13 protein-coding genes are annotated in these 16,887 nt (G+C 72.6%); 8 read left to right on the top strand and 5 right to left on the bottom strand.

The genetic code is table 11. The features are described from left to right. The first annotated feature begins 103 nt into the window (after positions 1–103). Both WME95_RS23625 and bioB read left to right on the top strand, forming a co-directional pair. Positions 104–1,156 carry a type IV pilus twitching motility protein PilT gene (locus WME95_RS23625; protein WP_437910697.1) on the top strand — a complete coding sequence of 351 codons (1,053 nt, stop codon included), beginning with the start codon at positions 104–106 and terminating at the stop codon, positions 1,154–1,156. 131 nt (positions 1,157–1,287) lie between these two features. Then, positions 1,288–2,331 (top strand): biotin synthase BioB, encoded by a 1,044-nt coding sequence (gene bioB / locus WME95_RS23620; protein ID WP_437910696.1) that lies wholly within the window; start codon positions 1,288–1,290, stop codon positions 2,329–2,331. Here the strand turns inward: bioB and WME95_RS23615 are convergent. The 4 genes from WME95_RS23615 to WME95_RS23600 all read right to left on the bottom strand — a co-directional run bounded on the left by WME95_RS23615 (position 2,273) and on the right by WME95_RS23600 (position 7,113). Further along, entirely contained in the window at positions 2,273–4,027 is a 1,755-nt protein-coding gene (locus WME95_RS23615; RefSeq protein WP_437910695.1) for a mechanosensitive ion channel family protein, read from the bottom strand. The genes bioB and WME95_RS23615 overlap by 59 nt on opposite strands. 203 nt (positions 4,028–4,230) lie before the next feature. Then, positions 4,231–5,421, bottom strand: coding sequence for an HRDC domain-containing protein (locus WME95_RS23610; protein WP_437911012.1), 1,191 nt, complete (start codon positions 5,419–5,421; stop codon positions 4,231–4,233). 17 nt (positions 5,422–5,438) lie between these two features. Further along, positions 5,439–6,428: a matrixin family metalloprotease gene (locus WME95_RS23605; RefSeq protein ID WP_437910694.1), complete on the bottom strand. Its 990-nt coding sequence runs from the start codon at positions 6,426–6,428 to the stop codon at positions 5,439–5,441. Then, positions 6,415–7,113 (bottom strand): hypothetical protein, encoded by a 699-nt coding sequence (locus WME95_RS23600; RefSeq protein ID WP_437910693.1) that lies wholly within the window; start codon positions 7,111–7,113, stop codon positions 6,415–6,417. The genes WME95_RS23605 and WME95_RS23600 overlap by 14 nt, the downstream gene beginning before the upstream one ends. A 123-nt stretch (positions 7,114–7,236) precedes the next feature. On the opposite strand from WME95_RS23600, the gene WME95_RS23595 reads away from it, so the two are divergent. The 5 genes from WME95_RS23595 (at position 7,237) to WME95_RS23575 (ending at position 12,195) form a co-directional block, all read left to right on the top strand. Continuing rightward, complete coding sequence (locus WME95_RS23595) at positions 7,237–8,019, top strand: thiazole synthase (RefSeq protein WP_437554954.1); 783 nt, start codon at positions 7,237–7,239, stop codon at positions 8,017–8,019. 301 nt (positions 8,020–8,320) lie between these two features. Beyond that, a complete protein-coding gene (locus tag WME95_RS23590) occupies positions 8,321–9,586 on the top strand; it encodes a glycosyltransferase (RefSeq protein WP_437910692.1) in 1,266 nt (421 codons plus the stop codon). Between the two features lie 262 nt (positions 9,587–9,848). Then, complete coding sequence (locus tag WME95_RS23585; protein ID WP_437910691.1) at positions 9,849–11,120, top strand: glycosyltransferase family 4 protein; 1,272 nt, start codon at positions 9,849–9,851, stop codon at positions 11,118–11,120. A gap of 107 nt (positions 11,121–11,227) precedes the next feature. Further along, the gene (locus WME95_RS23580; protein ID WP_437910690.1) at positions 11,228–11,533 is read left to right on the top strand and encodes a tetratricopeptide repeat protein; all 306 of its coding nucleotides are present in this window, start codon (positions 11,228–11,230) and stop codon (positions 11,531–11,533) included. After that, positions 11,530–12,195 (top strand): thiamine phosphate synthase, encoded by a 666-nt coding sequence (locus WME95_RS23575; RefSeq protein ID WP_437910689.1) that lies wholly within the window; start codon positions 11,530–11,532, stop codon positions 12,193–12,195. The genes WME95_RS23580 and WME95_RS23575 overlap by 4 nt, the downstream gene beginning before the upstream one ends. Before the next feature lie 32 nt (positions 12,196–12,227). Here the strand turns inward: WME95_RS23575 and WME95_RS23570 are convergent, their stop codons facing one another. Next, on the bottom strand, positions 12,228–12,821 hold the full coding sequence (locus tag WME95_RS23570) for a Uma2 family endonuclease (RefSeq protein WP_437910688.1): 594 nt from the start codon (positions 12,819–12,821) through the stop codon (positions 12,228–12,230). A gap of 95 nt (positions 12,822–12,916) precedes the next feature. Here WME95_RS23570 and WME95_RS23565 point away from each other — a divergent pair, with 95 nt between their 5' ends. Then, positions 12,917–16,828, top strand: coding sequence for a class I tRNA ligase family protein (locus tag WME95_RS23565; protein WP_437910687.1), 3,912 nt, complete (start codon positions 12,917–12,919; stop codon positions 16,826–16,828). The last annotated feature ends 59 nt before the right edge of the window (positions 16,829–16,887 follow it).

Genomic DNA, 16,887 nt, shown 5'->3' with positions numbered 1-16,887 from the left:
GGGCCGCGCGGCCGTCCCGCGCGGCGGCGCGGCGCCTGTGGGCTTTCGGTTCGTGCAGCCGCGCTTTGGGCCGGTCGGGTTCCAATTTGGTACCTTGCCCCCCGTGACGACGCCGTACACCTCCGAGGCCTTCCTCCATCAGCTCCTCGGCAAGGCGCTTGCCGCCCACGCCAGCGACATCCACCTCAAGGTCGGTCAGCCGCCGGGCGCGCGGGTGCGCGGCGACATGGTCTACTTCCGCGTCGACAGGATCCGGCCCGAGGACAGCGAGGCCGCCGCGCGGGTGCTGCTCGCCGGGCGCCCTTCGCGCGAGCTGCTCGCCACGCTCCAGGAGCTCGACGCCGCGTACGTCGTCCCGGGCCTCGGCCGGTTTCGCGTGAACATCTATCGCCAGCGCGGCTCGCTCGCGATCATCCTGCGGAGCATCCCGCTCAAGATCCCGACGTTCGAGGATCTGGGCGTGCCCTCGGCGGTCCGGGCGATGGTGGAGCACGATCACGGCCTCGTCCTCGTCGCGGGCACGGCCGGCAGCGGCAAGAGCACGACCCTCGCCGCGTTCGTCGGGCACATCAACGCGACCGTGCCGCGCCACATCGTCACCCTGGAGGATCCGATCGAGCACGTGCACGAGGACAACCGCTCCAGCGTGAGCCAGCGCGAGATCGGCGTCGACACCGCGGATTTCCCGACCGCGCTGCGCTCCGCGCTGCGGCAGGACCCGGACGTCGTGCTCATCAGCGCGCTCCGCGACGGCGAGTCGCTCGATCTCGCGCTCCACGCCGCGGAGACCGGGCACCTGGTGCTCGCGGCGGTCAGCTCGGCGGACGTCACGCGCGCGCTCGGGCGGCTGATCGCGCTCGGCAAGAGCCCGAGCGAGGTGCGCGACCGGCTGGCCGACTGTCTCCAGGGCATCGTCGCGCAGCGCCTGCTCCCTCGCCGCGACGGCGCGGGGGAGGTCCTCGCCGCCGAGGTGCTCGTCGGGACGGCCGCGGTGCGCGAGGCGATCCGCCGGCCGGAGGGGAGCCCGTCGCTGCGCGAGCTGATGGAGAAGGGGGTCACGCCGTACGGCATGCAGACCTTCGACGCGCACCTCAGGCAGCTCGTCGCCCAGGGGACCATCGCCAAGGAGACGGCGAAGGCGGTGACAGCGCTCTAGAGGCGGCAATCGGGCCAAGACCGCCAGAACAGAGCAGAATCTCGGACCGCGAAGCCGCCAAGCAGCCAGGAAATCCCTTCCTATCGCGCCTTGCTTGCGGCGGCGCCTCAAGCCCGGCTATGAGCGAGCCCATGCTCGAAGGGATCGAACGAGAGGCGGCGGAGCACAGGAATGGATGCAGCGGCCCGGCCGCCCCGCCGGCGGGCGCGCCCCGCCACGACTGGACCGTCCAGCAGGCGGTCGCCCTGCACGACCTCCCGCTCTTCGAGCTGATCGACCGCGCCCGCGCGGTCCACCGCGCGTTCCACGGCGAGCACGAGGTCCAGCTCTGCACCCTGCTCAGCGTCAAGACGGGCGGCTGCCCCGAGGACTGCGCCTACTGCCCGCAGTCGAGCCACTACGAGACCGAGGTCGGGCCGGAGCGCATGCTCGACGTCGGCGCGGTCCTCGCCGCCGCGGAGCGCGCCCGCGATGGCGGCTCGACGCGGTTCTGCATGGGCGCCGCGTGGCGCGAGGTGAAGGACGGCCCCGCCTTCGAGCGCGTCCTCGACATGGTGCGCGGCGTGAAGGCCCTCGGCCTCGAGGCGTGCTGCACGCTCGGCATGCTCACCGACGACCAGGCGCGCCGCCTGAAGGAGGCCGGCCTCGACGCCTACAACCACAACCTCGACACCTCGCGGAAGGCCTACAAATCCATCATCTCGACGCGCACGTACGACGAGCGGCTCGTCACCCTGCGCAACGTCCGGCGGGCGGGCATCACCGTCTGCTCGGGCGGCATCATCGGCATGGGCGAGTCGATCGCCGACCGCTGCGAGATGCTCGTCGAGCTCGCGCGCCTCGACCCCCACCCGGAGAGCGTGCCCATCAACGCCCTCGTGCGCTCGCCGGGGACGCCGCTCGAGAGCCTCCCCCCGGTCGATCCGATCGAGTTCGTCCGGATGATCGCGGTCGCGCGGGTCATGATGCCGCGCGCGATGGTGCGCCTGTCCGCGGGGCGGACGGAGCTCTCGCGCGAGACGCAGCTGCTCTGCATGTACGCGGGGGCGAACTCGATCTTCTACGGAGACAGGCTGCTCACCACGCCGAACCCCGGTGAGGACGAGGACCGCGCGCTCATCGAGAAGGCGGGGCTTCAGCCGATGGCGCCCGCCGCGGCGCGCGCTGCCCGTTAGCCGGACCTCCCGCCGCGGCCCCCTCCGGCTGCGGGAGCTCCCCTCCGCGCGGCGCGACGTGCAGCGTGTGCGTCGGGTACGCGAGCCTCGACCCGGCCATGTCGATGATCTGAAGGAAGGTGATCAACATCGCCTGCCGGAACTCCCGGAACTCCCCGAAGTCGGTCGTCTGGAACCAGGCCATCACCTCGACGTCGAGCGACGAGGGGCCGACGCCGATGAAGCGCACAACGACGTCCTCGGTCCAGATCTTCGGGTGCTCCCGCAGCGCGCGCTCGCACTCTTCCACGATGGCGCGGAGCTGCTCGGGCGACGTGTCGCGATCGAGCCCCAGCACGCAGGCGAGGCGGATCCTGTCGCGCGCCGTGAACGACTCGATCTGGAGATCGGCCAGCTTGCCGTTCGGGATCGTGACGACGGTCCGATCGAGCGTGCGGATCCGCGTCGAGCGGAGCCCGATGCTCTCGACGGTGCCGAGGAGCGCGTCCACCTTCACGAAGTCGCCGACCTGGAACGGCCGGTCGATGCCGATCGCGACCGAGCCGAAGAGGTTCTCCACCGTCTTCTGCGCGGCGAGGGCCAGCGCGACGCCGCCGATGCCGAGGCCGGCGATGAGGCTCGCCACCGGGTAGCCGAGCTCCGAGAGCACGGCGATCACGCCGATGATCACGATCGAGACCTTCGCGATCCGCCCCATGAGCGGCACGAGCGAGCGCGCCGCGGGGTTGTCGCGCGTCGCGGGGGCGGCGAGCAGGCGGCCGCCGACGGCGTCGATCGTGCGCAGGGCGAACCAGAACACGGCGACGAAGACGCCGGCGCGCAGCACCTTGTCGAGGAACTCCTCGGCCGGCAGGTAGAGCCCGAGCCACGGGAGCGCGGCCGTGATCACGAGGAGCGCCGCCGCGAACGTGAACGGACCGCGCGCCGCGAGGAGCACCGCGTTGAGCGTGGACTCCGTCTGCGCGATGACGCGGCGGAGCACGGCGCGGACGAGGTAGCTCAGCACCGCGCCGACGAGCCAGCCGACCAGCGCGAGGACCGGCAGCGCGAGCCACTGCCACCAGAGCAGCTCGCGCGGGCCGGGGCGCAGGAGCGCCGGCGGCAGGTGATCGCGGAGCCAGCGATCTTCGAGCCGCGCGTACCACTCGTCGACGCGCTCCACCGTGGCGCGCGAGAAGATCCAGCGCACGCCGTCGGGCGTCGTGCGCCGCACGAGGCGCACCGGCTGGGACCCCGTCCGCGTCGGGATCTTGCCGAGCTGCTCCACGCTGGCCCCGAGGTTGTCCTGCGTGTCCCCCTGCGGCTGCGGCGAGAGCGTCTCCACGTCCAGCCAGAGGTGCCGATCGAGCACCGCCTTGAGCTTCTGCGCGAGCTCCGCGCCGTTCGCCCTCGGCGGCACGTCCAGGTAGCGCGCGGCCTCGGCGTAGTCGCCCGCGCGGCACAGCTCGACGAAGCTGCGCATGGAGGCTCGAGGCGAGTCGGGCGCGACCGGGGTCGCCTCCGGCTCCGGGCCGACCTCGGCGCTCGCCGCGGGCGGCGACGACGGCGGGGGCGGCGGAGGGGACAGCTCTCCGGCGCTCGCTCCCAGAAGGGCGCACCCGAACACGAGCGCGAAGGCGAACGCGGCGCGGAGCCACATCGCCGGCGGCCAGAGGCGGAGCCTCCTCGGCGCCTTGGGGTGATCGGTCGAGGGCATGGGCCCTGCTATTCCATCGCCCGGCGGCTCTGTCGACCGGGCGGCGCGCGCGCCACGTGCGCTCGCTCGCAGCGGGCTCCACGTGTCGGAGATCGCGCAGGGGATCGCGGATGCGCGGAACCGACCTACGGAACCGAGGGAACCGACGCGCGGCCGACACGCGGAGCCGACGCGCGGCCGACACGCGGAGCCGACGCGCGGCGCTACCTCGCGGCGGCTGGCGGCTCGCCCGGCCGCGCCGCGGCCACGAGCGCCGCGAGCGCGCGGCCGTAACGCGCGAGCCGTCCCGCGCCGAGCCCCGGGATGCGCGCGATCGCGGCGGCGATCGCCTCGTCCCCGGCGTGGCCCTCCGCCAGCGCGATCTCCGCGATCTCCTGCGCGCAGTGACCGGGCAGCACGACCTGCTCGTCCACCTTCCGCGCCTTCGCCTCGGCCCTGCGCCACGCCGCGATCCGGGTCTCCACCGCGCGCCGCGCTGCGAGCTCCTTCCTGGGCGGGCGGGCTTGCTGAAAGAGGGCGCGCTCGTCCTCGGGCACGTCGCCGTCGCTGCGCCCCTGCTCGACCGCGCGGAGCCACGCCGCGACGCACCCGGCCGCGCGGCCCGCCGCGGCCCCGCGGATCGCGCGCACGTCGTCTGCGCTGGCAGGCCTCCGCTGCGCGAGCTCGAGCAGCACCTCGCTGGCGACGATCTTGAAAGAGGGCACGTCGGCCCCCTCGGCGGCCGCCTCGCGCGCCGCCACGAGCCGCCGCAGGATCGCCCGGCCCTGCGGATCGAGCGCCTGGGCCCCCTTGATGCGCGCGTAGGCGGGCCGCGGATCGCGCGGCGGCCCGAGGGCGGTCGCGAGCTTGTAGGCGCACTCCTCCTGGATCTCCTCGTCGATCCCGAGGGCGCGGCTGCGCTCCGCGAGCCGCGCGCGGAGCGAGAGCAGGTGGCGCACGTCGTCGGCCAGGTAGCGCAGCTCGGCCTCCTCGATCGGCCTGCGCCCCCAGTCGTGCTGCTGGAGCTGCTTGTCGACCTTCACGTCGAGCTCCGACAGGAGCAGCGCGGCGAGCCCTGTCGCCGCGCACCCCAGCATGCGCGCGGCGACCGAAGTGTCGTGCGCGCCAGCGAGCGGCGCGCCCGCCTCGGCGAGCATGCGCGCGTCGAAGGTGAGGTCGTGCAGCACCTTGGGCGGGCCCGCGGCCCCGAGGAGCCGCGCGAGCGGCGCGACAGGCACGCGGAGCGCGTCGACGACCCCGACCGCGATGTCGTCCCCCTCGCGAAAGGCGAGCTGGACGGTGCAGAGCCGCGGCCGGTACGCGAACAGCCCGTTGGCCTCCACGTCGACCGCGAGCGCTTCGGCGCGGCCGGCGCGCTCGACCAGCCGGGCGAGCTCGCCTTCGCGCTCGACCAGGACGGGAGGGCTCTGGCTCAGCAGGCCTCCTCCCGGCCCGCCCGCGCTGCCGCGCCGCGCCTCGCCCGCACGGCCACGCCGACCAGCGCGAGCGCGGCGAGGACGAGCCCTCCGCCGCGCCCGCCCTGGCCAGCGTTGCCGCGCGGGGCCGCGGCGCAGCCGTCCGACTCGTTCACCTCGGGCTGATCCGCGGCGCACAGGGCAGAGAAGCCGTGGCGCGGCGTGGGGTCGCAGCCCTTGATCGGCTCCCCGGGCGGGTACACCGCGCAGATCCCGTCGCGGTCGTCCTGGGAAAGGTCGCGGAGCGAAGAGCGGTAGTTGGCGAACATGGTCGCGTCGTGCTCGATCGAGTGCGAGAGCCCGAGGAAATGGCCGGCCTCGTGGGTGGCGATGCTCAGGAGGTCGAACGAGACGCCGTCGGCTCCCTGGGAGAGCGACAACGAGTTGATCTCCATGTCCGCGTCGTAGATCTCGCCGGTCTTGAGGTGGTAGGTGACGGTCGTGAGCGCGAGGGTGTTCCCGCTGTCGACGTACGGCCACCCGTCGTCCCGGAACATGACGATGTTCGCGTTCGCCTTGCGCTTGTTGTACTCGTGCGCGTCGCACGCGACCGGCCCCAGGTAGGTGACCTCCATGCGCGGGGTCTGCCCGTCGCCGCAGTCGGCCTCCGTCCACGCGGCGAACGCCTGCTCGAAGATCGCCTCCGCCTCCTGGAGCGACACCTGGACCGAGGCGTCCTCCTGGAGGGAGTAGCTCACGCACGGCGAAGGCCAGGCGAGCGGGGTGCCGCAGTCGTTGCCCTGCGGCGGCGTGCAGACCGCCGCGGTCTCCGCCTTCCCCGACGCTGTCTCCTCCGGCGGACAGACGCTCGTGCGGCAGAAGGCCAGGGCGTCCCCGGGGTAGGCGAGCGCCGCGGCGACGAGCGCGCTGCAGGCTGCGGCGATGGCGTGGGCGCGCGCGGGGCGGCGCGCGCCAGCGGGGCGCGGCGCGAGGTCACTTCTGCGCATGCTTCGCCTTCCATGCCTGGTTCACCGTGTCGATCGCCGCGTCGATCGCCGCGCCGACGAGCTGCTCGCGGGCCGAGATGGCGGGGCCCGGCCGGGGCAGGACGGTCCCGCTGTCGGGGCTCGCGGCCAGCCGCCGCACGGCGATGCGCCGCGCGCCGGCCCCGCCGGCGACCCTCGGCTTGTCCTCGCCGTCGACGACGGGGTAGTGGCCCTGGGCCATCCCGGAGACGACCAGGGCCGAGCCCACCTTGGAGACGAAGACCATCGCCTGCGCGCCGATCGCGAGCTGCGCGTCGCCCGACACGTGCTGTCCGACGTCCCCGACCACGCCCCCGAGCGTCCTGACCCAGACCTCGCCGTCGGGCTGTCCGGCCACGGTCCGGTCGATCGACAGGCGGGTGTAGGTGACGATCCTCCGGGCTCCGCCGAGCTCTTCCCACTGGCTGCGCTGCTCGATCGCCGTCGCGACCACGACGTACGAGGCCGCGGCGACGAGCTCGTCCAGCGAGAGCTGAATGGCCACGGCCGCATGCGCCGCGCGCGGACCGGACAGGAGCGCGCCGCGGCTCACCCCGGCGCGTTCCTGGCCGGCCTGCGCATGGCTGTCCGCTGTCGGCAGGGGCGTGAGCGTGAGCGCTGGAGGCAACGCGACGAGGAGGGCTATGCCAAGAGCTCTGGGAGACATGGGCGCAAAGATACCATGCTGCCGAGCGAGGCGCGCCGGAAGCGCCGGTTTTCGTCGACGCGCTGGACCCTGTGTCCCGGTCCGACTAGCAGATCGTCTGGGTCGAGACCCGAGGAGCCTGCGATGACGAGCGACGCGTTGACGATCGGCAAATACACGTTCACTTCCCGCCTCTTCGTGGGGACGGGCAAGTACAAGGACCTGGATGAGACCCGTCGCGCGCTCGAAGCGTCCGGCGCGGAGGTCGTCACGGTGGCCCTCCGCCGCGTCAATCTGAAGGAGCGGGGCGAGGGGTCGATGATGTCGCTGCTCCAGCAGGGACGCGTCACGATCCTGCCGAACACGGCCGGTTGCTATACCGTCGAGGACGCGGTCCGCACCTGCCGGCTCGCGCGCGAGCTCGGTCTGTCCGAGCTCGTGAAGCTCGAAGTCATCGGCGACGAACGGACGCTGTTCCCGGACAACGAGGCGACGCTCGAGGCGGCGCGGATCCTGGTGAAGGAGGGCTTCACGGTGCTGCCCTACTGCATGGATGACCCGATCGTCTGTCGTAAGCTGGAAGACATCGGGTGCGCGGCCGTGATGCCCCTGGCGGCGCCGATCGGCAGCGGGCTCGGCATCCGCAACCCGTACAACCTGATGATCATCCGAGAGACGGCGAAGGTGCCGGTGATCGTGGACGCGGGAGTCGGGACAGCGAGCGACGCCGCGGTGGCGATGGAGCTCGGGTGTGATGGGGTATTGATGAACACGGCCATCGCGGGCGCGCGGGACCCGATCTTGATGGCGCAGGCGATGAAGGACGCGGTGAGGGCCGGTCGGATGGCGTATCTCGCGGGGCGGATGCCGAAGAAGCTCTATGCGACGGCGTCATCGCCGGAGCAGGGCAAGATCGCCGCGCTGTAGCGCGGCGCTGCGGGTGTGGCCCCGCACCTCGATCCCCGCGCGCTCGCGTTCCCGGCATATTCCACCGATGCGGGAGGCGCTCGCGGGCGCGATGAGGGATGATGAACGAGCAAGTCCGACGTCCAGCACGGCGCTGCTGCGGCGCCGCCAAGTCAAGCGAACAGCATCCGCATGTCATGATACGCTCACTTACCTGAGCCAAAATGACACGGAACGCTCATCGCACGGTCGACACGCTGTCGTGGCGCGTCACGACGCTCTGACGACGACCGCGGCGACCTGACGGTCCGCTCAGGAGAATATGAGCAAGCCCAACGTCTGCATGGTCGTGAACAACCTCGAGGTCGGCGGGCTCGAGAAGGTGGTCCTGAGCCTCCTCGATCGCCTCGGCGATCACGGCTTCGACCTCTCGCTGATCTGCCTCGACGGCGAGGGACGGCTGTTCTCGGAGGTCAAGCTCCCCCGCTCGAAGTGCCTCGTGATCACGAAGGACCTCCGGCCGGTGCTGCCGGGCCTCAAGAGCGACCCAGAGGCGCTGCTGTGGATCCGGCGCTTCTTTCACCAGCGCTCGGTCGATATCGTCCACGTCCACAACCGTGCTCCGCTCATCTTCGCTGGCTTCGCGGCGCGCCTGCTCCGGAATCGGCCGCTGGTCGTCTACTCGGAGCACAACCAGATCAACCGGGCGAAGGGCTTCGATCGGCGCAAGTTCGGCTACTACGCCTACCTCGCCGACGAGATGGTCGCGGTGTCGCACGACCTCAGGCGCATCCTTGTCGACGACGTGAAGGTCCGCGCGCCGGTCCGCGTCATCCACAACGGCATCGACGGGACGCGCTTCGCCCGCGCCCGCGAGAGCGGCGCGGGCGCGCGCGTCCGCGCGGAGCTCGGCATCGGCGAGCGGGAGTTCGTGTTCGGGTGCGCCGTTGTGCACATCGAGCAGAAGGGGCTCCGTTACCTCCTCGAGGCGGCGCCCGAGGTGCTGCGGCGCGCGCCGGAGGCGCGCTTCATCATCGCCGGCGACGGCCCGCTCCGGCCGGAGCTGGAGCAGCAAGCCAGGGACGCGGGGCTCGGCGACCGGGTGATCTTCCCCGGGTATCGCTCGGACGTGCCGGAGCTCGTCTCCGCGTTCGACGCCTACGTGCTCCCGTCGCTCTGGGAGGGGCTGCCGCTCGCGCTGCTCGAGGCGCTCGCGCTCGGCAAGCCGATCGTGGCGAGCCGCGTCGGCGGCGTCCCCGAGATCGTCGAGCACGGCGTCGACGGGTTCCTCGTCCCGTCGAAGGACCCTGGCGCGCTGGTCGAGCACCTCTCGCGGGTCGCCCGTGACGGGGAGCTCCGCGAGCGAGCGCGCGCGCGCGGCCCAGCGAAGTTCACCGAGCAGTTCAGCCTGGAAGCGATGGTCGACGGGCATGTGCGCCTGTTCGACGAGCTCATCGCCAGGCGGCGCGGGGGCGACGCCCCGTCCCGGGCGCGCGCGTGGTCGACCCCCGCGGGGGCCTCCGGGCCGGCCGCTGGACGGGACGACGGCAACGGACGGGTTGGTCATCGGGTCGGTCTGGACGTGTAACGACATACGACACCAGGTGAGACTGAATCGAACCTGACCAGGGCGAATACGATGCTGAGCGAGGCAAAATGGGACACCGAACGATGCTGAGCGAGGCAAAATGGGGCGCTGGACGGGGCTGACCGAGGTTGGCGAGACAGAGTGAGATTGGCGGGATTGACGAGACTGAGCGAGACTGGCTAGACCGAATACGAGACCGAGCGTGAACGACGTCCTCTTTCGAGGCGCTCGCCCACTCGGAGAGGAGGAGCTCTTGCGGCGGATGCGCGTTTTGCTGATCACGAAGATCTTTCCGAACGCGGTTCACCCGGACGAGGCGCCGTACAATCGGCGGCAGTTCGCCGCGCTGTCGCGCTACTGCGACGTCCGGGTGCTCGCGACGATTCCGTGGTTCCCCGGCATGGCGCGCCTCTCGAAGTGGCCTATCGGCGCCAGCGCGCCGCGCGAGGAGGTCATCGACGGGCTGGCGGTCCGGCACCCGCGGTACCTCTATGTGCCGAGGGTCGCGCCCGCGCTGAACGGCCCGCTGTATGCGGCGTCGATGCTCCCGGAGCTCATCGGGCGCGGCCCGTTGCCCGACGTGATCGTCGGGGCTTTCGCCTACCCGGACGGCTTTGCCGCGGTCTGTCTGGGGCGACTGCTCGGGGTGCCGGCCGTGATCAAGACACACGGCTCGGACATCGACGTGATCCCGCGCGACCGGCGGCTGCGACGGCCGCTCGGCTGGGGGCTCACGCGCGCCGCCCGGGTGGTCGCGGTCAGCCGCAAGCTCGCGGACGGGGTCGAGGCGCTCGGCGTGCCGCGCGATCGCATCGACATCGTGATGAACGGCGTCGACGTGAAGACGTTCCAGCCCCGCAACCGCGCCGAGGCGCGCGCCGCGCTCGGCAAGTCGCCGAGCTCGCGGCTGATCGTCTTCGTCGGCCACCTGAGCCGCGACAAGGGCGTGCTCGATCTGATCGAGGCGTTCGAGCGGCTCGCGCCGGTCCACCCGGACATCGAGCTGGCGCTCGTGGGCAGCGGCGCCGAGGAGCAGGCGTGCAGGGCCGCCGCCGCCCGTCTGGGCGGCCGGCTGACGGTGACCGGCTACTTGCCGCACGATCAGGTGTCGCTGTGGCTCGGCGCGTGCGACGCCCTCGCGCTCCCGAGCAAGCACGAGGGGACGCCCAACGTCCTGCTCGAGGCGCTCGCGTCGGGGCGCCGCGTGGTCGCGACGAGCGTGGGGGGCATCCCAGACGTCCTGCGCAGCGCCGAGCTCGGCGAGCTCATCCCGCCGGGGAACCGGGGCGTACTGATGGATGCGCTGCTCCGCGCCGCCCGGGCCGACTACGACCCGGCGCGGGTCGCGGAGCTCGCCGGCCGGCGCGACTGGGATGACAGCGCGCGCGCCCTCCACGAGTCGCTCCTGCGCGCCTGCGGCGAGCCCCTGTCGAGCACCGGCGGTCAGGACACGGGCGACGCGCCCTTCGGCGCCCCGGCCTCGAAGGGCGGGCTCGAGAACGGCGCCGCCCGGACGGGCGCGTCCCTCAACTAGCCCCGTTTCCGGCCGGCCCGGCCGAGCGGGCCCGCGCGGCTCGGCCGGAGGAGCGGCGTCGCCGGGGCCGCGGCGTCCTCTTGACGCTCGCGCTCGTTCATCGGCGAATGCCGCTCGTGTTCACCGGCTTCCGCGCGGCCTTCGGCTCCATCGCGATCCTCGCCGCCGTCGCGCAGGCGCCTTACCAGTGCGCGAGCGAGGTCGACCCGGATCGCCGCGTGTACGAGGACCCGAGCGAGGCCCTGTACGCGCTGGCCGAGCGCTTCAAGGCGAGCGGCGATCGCCGCGCCCAGGTCGACACCTTGCGTTTCCTTGTCGAGCGGTATCCTGCCAGCCGCTTCGCCCGGATGGCCCGGCAGGATCTCGAGGGGCTCGGCGAGGCGGGCGCCCCGGCAGAGCGCCCCCCGGGATGACGGAGCGCGATGACGCGCCGCCGCCGGCGCGCTGGAGGACGGCCATGCTCACCCCGAGGTTGACCCTCATCACCCAGGCGGCGGACGTCCCGGAGCCGGTCTTGCTCGCGCGGCTCTCGGCGTTCGGCGCCCTGCCCCCCGAGGCCCGCGCCCGCGTGGCGGTGCAGCTCCGCGATCCCGAGCTCTCCGGCGCGGCGCTCCACGCGTTCGGCAGGCGCCTGCGCGACGCCACCGCCGCGCTCGGCGCCTCGTTCCTCGTCAACGATCGCCTGGATCTCGCGCTCCTCCTCGGCGCGGACGGCGTCCACCTCGGCCGCCGCTCGGTCGCGGTGGCCGACGCGCGCGCCCTGCTCGGGGCCGGCGCCTTCGTCTCCGTCGCGTGCCACGGCGTCGACGACGTTCTCCGGGCGGCCGAGGCCGGCGCGGACGCCGCCGTGCTCTCGCCGATCTTCGCGACGCCCGGCAAGGGCCCGCCGCTCGGCCTCGCGGCCCTGCGCGAGGCGCGGGCTCGCCTGGCCGCGGCCTCGCGTAACGTCGCGCTCCTCGCCCTCGGCGGCATCGATGCGGCCTCGGCGCCGGCCTGCCTCGAGGCGGGCGCGGACGGGGTGGCCGCCATCCGCGCCGATTTCGGCGGCGCGCTGCCGGCGCCGCGCGCGGGGTGAGCTGCGGCTCTGCCGCCCGGCCCGGCCGGCGATCACCGCGCCCAGAGGTCGGCGAGCGGCAGTTCGATCGCGTCGAACGGCTCGGGCCGCACGATCTCGTCGCCTTCGTACGTGTCGAGCAAGGACCACCGGCCGTCGTCGATCCGGTAGACCTCGAGCGTCTGCGCGACCGGGTTGATCAGCCAGGCGTGGCGGACCCCTTCGCGCCGGTAGATCCGCATCTTCTTGCCCCGGTCGACGCGCTCGGTGCGCGGGGAGATCACCTCGCAGACCCAGTCGGGCGCGATGTCGTAGTGCGCAGGCGCGTCCTCCGGGCCGAGCGGGTCGGGCATGCGCTCCCGACGCCAGCCGGCGAGATCGGGGACGACCTTGTCGGGCCGCGGTCCGAGGTGGAGCTCGGGCTCGTCGAGGATGACCCAGCCGCCAGGTCCGCCTCTACCGCGATCGAAGGGGCCCGTGAGACTTGAGCCCAGGAGCGACGCCGTCCGCGTGTGCGGCCGCCCGGGCCGAGGGAACGTGTACAGCTCCCCGTCGAGGATCTCGGCGACCATCTCGTCCGGCACGGCCTGGAACGCGGCCTCGACCTCGGGCGCATTGCCTGGAAATAGCGGGTGCTGCGCGCTCATCGGCAGATCCTAGCACCCCTGCCGTTCATCGCGCGCTCCGCGCCGGCCAGCGCTTCCCTCGACGCTGGCAATGGGCCTTGCTACTAGGCCCGGCCATGTCCGAAGCGTCCTCGAAGAAACCGACCGACGGCCCGCCCGAGCCCCTGTTCGACAGGGTGGCGACCGAGCTGAACTTCCCCGCCGACGAGGCGAAGATCCTCGCCTTCTGGAAGCAGCGCCGCATCTTCGAGAAGACGCTCCGCGCCGAGACCCGCGCCACCGGCCCCTCGCGGGGCACGTTCGTCTTCTACGAGGGCCCGCCGACCGCCAACGGCATGCCCCACAACGGCCACGTGCTCACGCGCGCCGTGAAGGACGTCTTTCCCCGGTACAAGACCATGCGCGGCTACGACGTGCCGCGGAAGGCCGGCTGGGACACGCACGGGCTGCCGGTCGAGGTCGAGGTCGAGAAGGAGCTGCGCATCCACGGCAAGGCCGATATCGAGCGGTACGGCGTCGAGCCGTTCATCTCGCGCTGCGTCGACTCCGTCTTCCGGTACACCGAGGCGTGGGAGAACCTGACCGACAAGATCGGCTTCTGGGTCGACCTCGACAGCGCCTACGTCACCTACCACCGGAGCTACGTCGAGAGCGTCTGGTGGGCGCTCTCCCAGCTGCACAGGAAGGGGCTGCTCTACCGCGGCCACCGCGTCTGCTGGTGGTGGCCCCAGGGCGGGACGGCGCTCAGCGCGGCCGAGGTCGGCTCGAACTACAAGACGGTCGACGACCCCAGCGTGTTCGTCGCGTTCCCGCTCGTCGACGAGCCGGACACCGCGCTTTGCGCCTGGACGACGACCCCGTGGACGTTGCCGTCGAACGGCTACGCCGCGGTCCGGCCCGAGTTCGATTACGTCGTCGTGGACGCGGGCGCGCCCGCGGGGGGCGCGGCGCCCGTGGCCGGCAAGCTCATCGTGGCCGCGGCGCTGCGCGAGGAGCTCGCCAAGAAGTTCAAGCGGGACCTGCCCGTCCTCCGTGAGCTCAAGGGGAGCGAGCTCGTCGGCAAGCGCTACCGCCCGCCGTTCGACGCCTTCACGAGGTCGCTCGAGGGCGCCTCCCTGCGCAGGAAGGACGGCAAGGCGGAGCCGCTCTACTGGGTCGTCCTCGGCGCGGATTTCGTCACGCTCGACTCCGGCACCGGCATCGTCCACGTCGCGCCCGCGTTCGGCGAGGACGACTTCAACGCGCACCGGCGGCGGATCGCGGAGCTCGCCGAGCCGGGCGCCGACGTCCCGATGCTCTGCGCGGTGCGGCCGGACGGCACGTTCGAGCCGGGGCTCACGGCGTTCTCGGGCCTCTGGGTGAAGGACGCCGATCCGCTGATCATCAAGGATCTCTCGGCCCGCGGGCTGCTCGTCCACGAGGAGAAGTACCGCCACGACTACCCGTTCTGCTGGCGCGCGGACGACGACCCGCTGATCCAGCTCGCGCGGCCGGCCTGGTACATCAGGACCCGGGACAACATCGACAAGGCGATCGCCAACAACCGCGCGGTCCACTGGCACCCGTCCCACATCCAGGAGGGCCGCTTCGGCGACTTCCTCGCCAACAACGTGGACTGGGCGCTCTCGCGCGAGCGGTACTGGGGGACGCCGCTCAACGTCTGGGTCTGCGCGAACGACGAGGAGCACCAGCTCGCCCCGGCCTCGGTCGCCGAGATCGAGGCGCTGAACCCGCGCGCCTTCGACCACTTCCGCGACGCCAAGAAGGCCGACCCCGGCCTGAACGATCATCTCATCGTCCACAAGCCGTGGATCGACAAGGTGACGTTCCCCTGTCCGTTTGCGGCTGGGGGCCCGCCCGGCGAGCCGGGCTCCGCCCCCAGGCCCCCGTGCGGCGGCGAGATGCGCCGCGTGACCGAGGTCATCGACGCCTGGTTCGACAGCGGGAGCATGCCGTTCGCGCAGTGGGGCTACCCGCACGCGGAGGGCTCGAAGGAGCTGTTCGATCGCGCGTTCCCGGCGGACTTCATCAGCGAGGCGATCGATCAGACGCGGGGCTGGTTCTACTCGCTGCTGATGGTCTCGACGCTGGTCTTCGACGAGGCGACGCAGGAGAAGCTCGGGCTGTCGCGGATCCGGAGCTACCCGCACCCGTACCAGACGTGCGTCGTGCTCGGGCACGTCTGCGACCGCGAGGGCAAGAAGGAGAGCAAGTCGAAGGGCAACTACACGCCGCCCGAGGTCATCCTGGAGCGCGTCCGGATGGAGTTCGCGGCGGCCGACGGCGGAGGCGCCGGGCTCGGCGCGGCGAAGGACGGCGTCGCGATCATCGCGCGCGAGGACTATGAGGGGCTCGATCTCACGGGCGACTCGGCGAAGGTGCGGGTCTACCGCGCCGATCGCGAGGGCGCGGCGCTGACGCTGGAGCTCAGGCCGGCGACGGGCAACAAGCGCCTCCCGCGCCGCATCGTCGCGCTCTCGCGCGGAGACCTCGATCGCCTGGGCCTCTCCCCGGCCGACAAGGCGCTCTCGGTGATGCCCAACGACGTGCCCAGGCTCCCGCAGGACCAGCGCGTCTTCATCGAGGATCCGGCGACGCCCGCGCCCGGGGCCGACGCGTTCCGCTGGTTCTTCTACGCGTCCTCCCCGCCGTGGACGAACACGCGCCACTCGCTCACGAACGTGCGCGCGTACCAGAAGGAGTTCGCGGTCAAGCTCCGGAACGTCTACTCGTTCTTCACCATCTACGCGAACATCGACGGCTTCTCGCCCGCGGAGGGGAACCCGGGCGCGACGGACACGTCGCCCGCGGCGCTCGCGGCGAGCGCCGGCTACAGGCCGGCGCGGGAGCGGTCGCTCCTCGACCGGTGGATCCTGTCGGAGCTCGCGCTCTCGACGCGGGAGGTGACGGCGCACCTCGACGAGTACCGGCTCTACGAGGCGGCGCAGCGGCTGGTCGACCTCGTGGACGCGCTCTCGAACTGGTACGTCCGCCGGAGCCGCGCGCGCTTCTGGGCCCCTTCGATCGGCGATACATTGGAGGTTGCGCCGGGGACCGTGCGGGCGGCCCAGGACAAGCGCGACGCGTACTTCACGCTGTACGAGGTGCTCGTCGCGCTCGCCAAGCTGAGCGCGCCGTTCACGCCGTTCCTCGCCGAGGCCATGTACCAGAACCTGGTGCGGCGGCCGTGGCCCGCGTCGCAGCCGGAGAGCGTCCACCTCGTGGCGTTCCCGGAGGCGGACGCCGCCGCGGTCGACGAGCCGCTCGCGATCGAGATGCGCGCGGTGCGCGAGCTCGTCTCGCTGGGCCTGCAGGTGCGCACGGCGAACAAGCTCAAGGTGCGGCAGCCGCTCTCGCGGGCCGACGTCGTGCTGTCGCAGCAGGGGCTCGCGGCGGCGCTCGCCGAGCACGTGCCGCTCATCGCCGAGGAGCTCAACGTCCACGAGGTGCGCTTCCTGAAGCCCGGCGAGGAGGGGAGCGCGGTCCGCTACGTGCTCAAGCCGAACTTCCGCGCGCTCGGGCCGAAGCTCGGCAAGAAGGTGCAGCTCGCGAAGCAGGTGCTGGCGAAGGCCGACGCGGCGGCGCTCCGCGCGGCGCTCGCGACCGAGGGCAAGATCGCGATCGCGCTCGACGGCGAGCAGGTCGAGCTCGGCCCTGAGGAGATCGACGTCGCGGTCGAGGCGGGCGAGGGGTTCGCGGCGGCCGGCGGCCGCGCGGGGGTCGTCGTGCTGCACACGGCGCTCACGGACGCGCTCCGCGACGAGGGGCTCGGCCGGGAGATCCTCTCGCGGGTGCAGGGGCTGCGCAAGGAGCTCGACCTCGGCTTCACCGAGCGGATCCGGCTCGCGCTCGACGGCGGCGAGCGGGCCCGCAAGGTCGCCGAGGCGGCGCGCGAGATGCTCATGCAGGAGGCGCTCGCCGCCGAGCTCGTGCTGGGCGCGGCGCCCGCGGCGTGGGGGCAGGCCGAGCGGCGCGAGGTCAACGTCGACGGCGAGGCGCTCGCGATAACGCTCTCGCGGACGGCGTGAGGGCGCCGGGGGGCGCTGCCGCGACGGAGACTCGGACGAGCGCCCCCACGGGCGCTCGG

The organism is Sorangium sp. So ce327 (genome assembly GCF_051530205.1).
GTDB classification, from domain to species: Bacteria; Myxococcota_A; Polyangia; order Polyangiales; family Polyangiaceae; genus Sorangium; species Sorangium cellulosum_B.
Note: the sequence above shows the minus strand (reverse complement) of the source record. Positions and strands in the feature narration are given on the sequence as shown.